Genomic DNA, 2,442 nt, shown 5'->3' with positions numbered 1-2,442 from the left:
AGAAGCGGAACTAAACCCAGGACGCTTCAATCCGTATCAGGAAGAACTACTTAACCGTCTCCGTGACCATGATAACGCGAGGGGTGAACGTGAACTGACCCGGCTTATCAACTGGGCTACATCCGCTGTGTTGAAGTACACAGCTGTGCGGGCGCTCACTAAGACGATGATTGAGAAGTGGGTCAGAGTTAAGGCAGCAGGGTGTGTTCGATGCCGTCTAGGATCACATCGATGACGAGGTCGTAGTATTCCTCGGACATCGCTTCTTCTTCATCAGGGTGTGAGAGAGGCTCCAGGTAAGAGTTGACAATACTGGTCAGTCCAACAGATTGAGCCATCATAGGCTCAAGCCTGACAAGCATTTCGTGCAGGTTGTGGCGAGGCTGGATTTGATTGGATGCGCGCAGGTTTCTCGCTCCGATCGTGTGGATGATCGAGTTCGCGATAATTGTGTAGGCCACAGGCGAATTGTCACCAAACCCAGCTTCTTGTAGTTTGGCCCAGGCTCCATCGATCATCGGCAAAAACTGTTCGGTGAACTTGCCCCGCGCGAACCTGTCGGTAATCCCCGGATATGCTAACAATGCGGGGCGTAGATTGTGAGCCATAGCTCGAAACCAGGCTTTCCATTCAAGGTCCGGGTCGGGAACTTCAATCCCGACACATACCCGGTCTACAACAGCATCACAAATGGCTTCCTTGTTTGGAAAATAATGATAAATCACTGAGGGAACCACGCCCAGTTCACGGGCAATGTCCCGTACTGACCATCCCTCAACGCCACTGATCGCGCTTAACTGTACAGCTTGTTTGACAATCAGCTCGCGTGATAGCCCAGCCCTTCGCCCCGTTAGCACAGTGTTCATAAGGTGACCCTAACTTATTCCTTGACCCTTACTAGAACACCATTCTACAATATCCCTAAGTGAAACAGTGTTCTAGTAATGGAGTGTAGTGATGCCCGACCCTCGTAGTAATAAGCCGACACAGAGCTCTATTGATCCAGGAGCGCAAGCGAACCTGGTAGTGGGAATCGTTTTTCTCGCCTTTATGGGGCAAATGATTCTCAATCCGATCATCGCGCCACTGTCACGACAGATGGGATTGCGGGAATGGCATATTGGCGCCACTATCTCTTTGGCAGCGATTGTACTAGCGAGCTTGAGTGCTTATTGGGGGCGAGCTTCCCAACGTGTCGGCGCTAAACGTGTACTCGCTGCTGGGCTTGTGATCGCGATCATCGCTTTGAGCGCCTTCGGTATTGTCTCCTACCTGGGGATGAACCAGGTAGTTGGCGGTGTCGGACTAGTTTTTGGTGTTGTGATCACTCGTGGTTTGCTCTATGGTGGAGGGATTTCAGCGATCGCCCCGACCGCGCAAGCCCACCTGGTCACGCATGCTGCCAGCGAGAACGGGCGGGTAAAAGCACTGGGCATGATTGGAGCGGCTCAAGGGATGGCCTCCATTGTTGGAGGTGTTACTGGAGGTGTGTTAGCCGCTGCTGGTGGCCTGCTCTTGCCCTTGGTGGTCATGCCCGTTGTGATGGTGATTGGTCTGGTTGTTCTCTTGGTGAGTTTCGCACCTCAAAGCCGAGGGCAACTTTTTGCAAAGCCTCAACGGATTCGCTTCACTGATCCGCGTGTAGCTCCCTGGCTAGCAACTGGTCTGGTGATGTTTCTTGTGTTTTCTTCTGTTGCTACGATTTTTGGATTCACTGTCCAAGACCGCTTCGCCCTGTCGGCAACTGCGACCGCAGGTATTTCCGCGATTTACCTGACCATCATGGGCGTGACCATGATCATTGCCCAAGCGGTGATTGCTCCAAAGACAGGGTGGGGAGCAGCGAAGCTTTTACGTACTGGTCTGGCCATTACACTAGTTGCAACTGTGCTCATTTGGCCTACCTCCTCGCACGCTTTACTGGTTGTCGGGTGTATCGTGCTGGGGGTAGGTATGGGACTGGCGATGCCCGGGTACAACACTGGCCCAACCTTGAAGATGAGTGCAGATGAGCAAGGCGCAGTGGCTGGCATCATCAACGCTAATAATGGGTTGGCGTACGCGATTGCCCCGCTGGCTTCGACCGCCCTTTACGGGTGGAACCCGCTGGCACCCTTCGCCGTCTGTATCGCCTTGATTGCAGTGGTCGTCATCTACGCCCACACTGCACCCGCACTACGCCAATAACTATGAGCGTGCCTGAAGTAGCCGTTCCATCACGTTATCCGCAGGAGTCGGCCCTGAGGTTACCCTCGTTTAGTGGACACCCTATTTGTACGGATCTTGTGTCCGTAAGAGAGGATGTTCATTGTGAGTCAACAGCGCAAGAAGTACACGCCGGAGTACCGGCGTGAGGCCGCGAACCTGGTAATCGAGTCAGAGCGCCCAATTGCCCATGTGGCTAAGGAAATCGGTGTTTCCGCCGGGCTTTTAGGCCGGTGG

Annotated in this window: 3 protein-coding genes; 2 read left to right on the top strand and 1 reads right to left on the bottom strand. The window is 53.6% G+C overall.

Annotation, left to right across the window (positions count from 1 at the left end):
* Window positions 1-188: 188 nt before the first annotated feature.
* Window positions 189-866: a TetR/AcrR family transcriptional regulator gene (locus HMPREF2896_RS12955; RefSeq protein ID WP_070462451.1), complete on the bottom strand. Its 678-nt coding sequence runs from the start codon at window positions 864-866 to the stop codon at window positions 189-191.
* Window positions 867-957: 91 nt separating this feature from the next.
* Between HMPREF2896_RS12955 and HMPREF2896_RS04485 the strand changes: the two genes are divergently transcribed.
* Together HMPREF2896_RS04485 and HMPREF2896_RS13180 are read left to right on the top strand one after the other, a co-directional pair.
* On the top strand, window positions 958-2,187 hold the full coding sequence (locus HMPREF2896_RS04485; protein WP_070495012.1) for an MFS transporter: 1,230 nt from the start codon (window positions 958-960) through the stop codon (window positions 2,185-2,187).
* Window positions 2,188-2,301: 114 nt separating this feature from the next.
* Window positions 2,302-2,442 (top strand): transposase (locus HMPREF2896_RS13180; RefSeq protein ID WP_141746436.1); only part of this gene is annotated, 141 nt, incomplete at its 3' end.

The organism is Corynebacterium sp. HMSC069E04 (genome assembly GCF_001813175.1).
GTDB classification, from domain to species: Bacteria; Actinomycetota; Actinomycetes; order Mycobacteriales; family Mycobacteriaceae; genus Corynebacterium; species Corynebacterium aurimucosum.
Note: the sequence above shows the minus strand (reverse complement) of the source record. Positions and strands in the feature narration are given on the sequence as shown.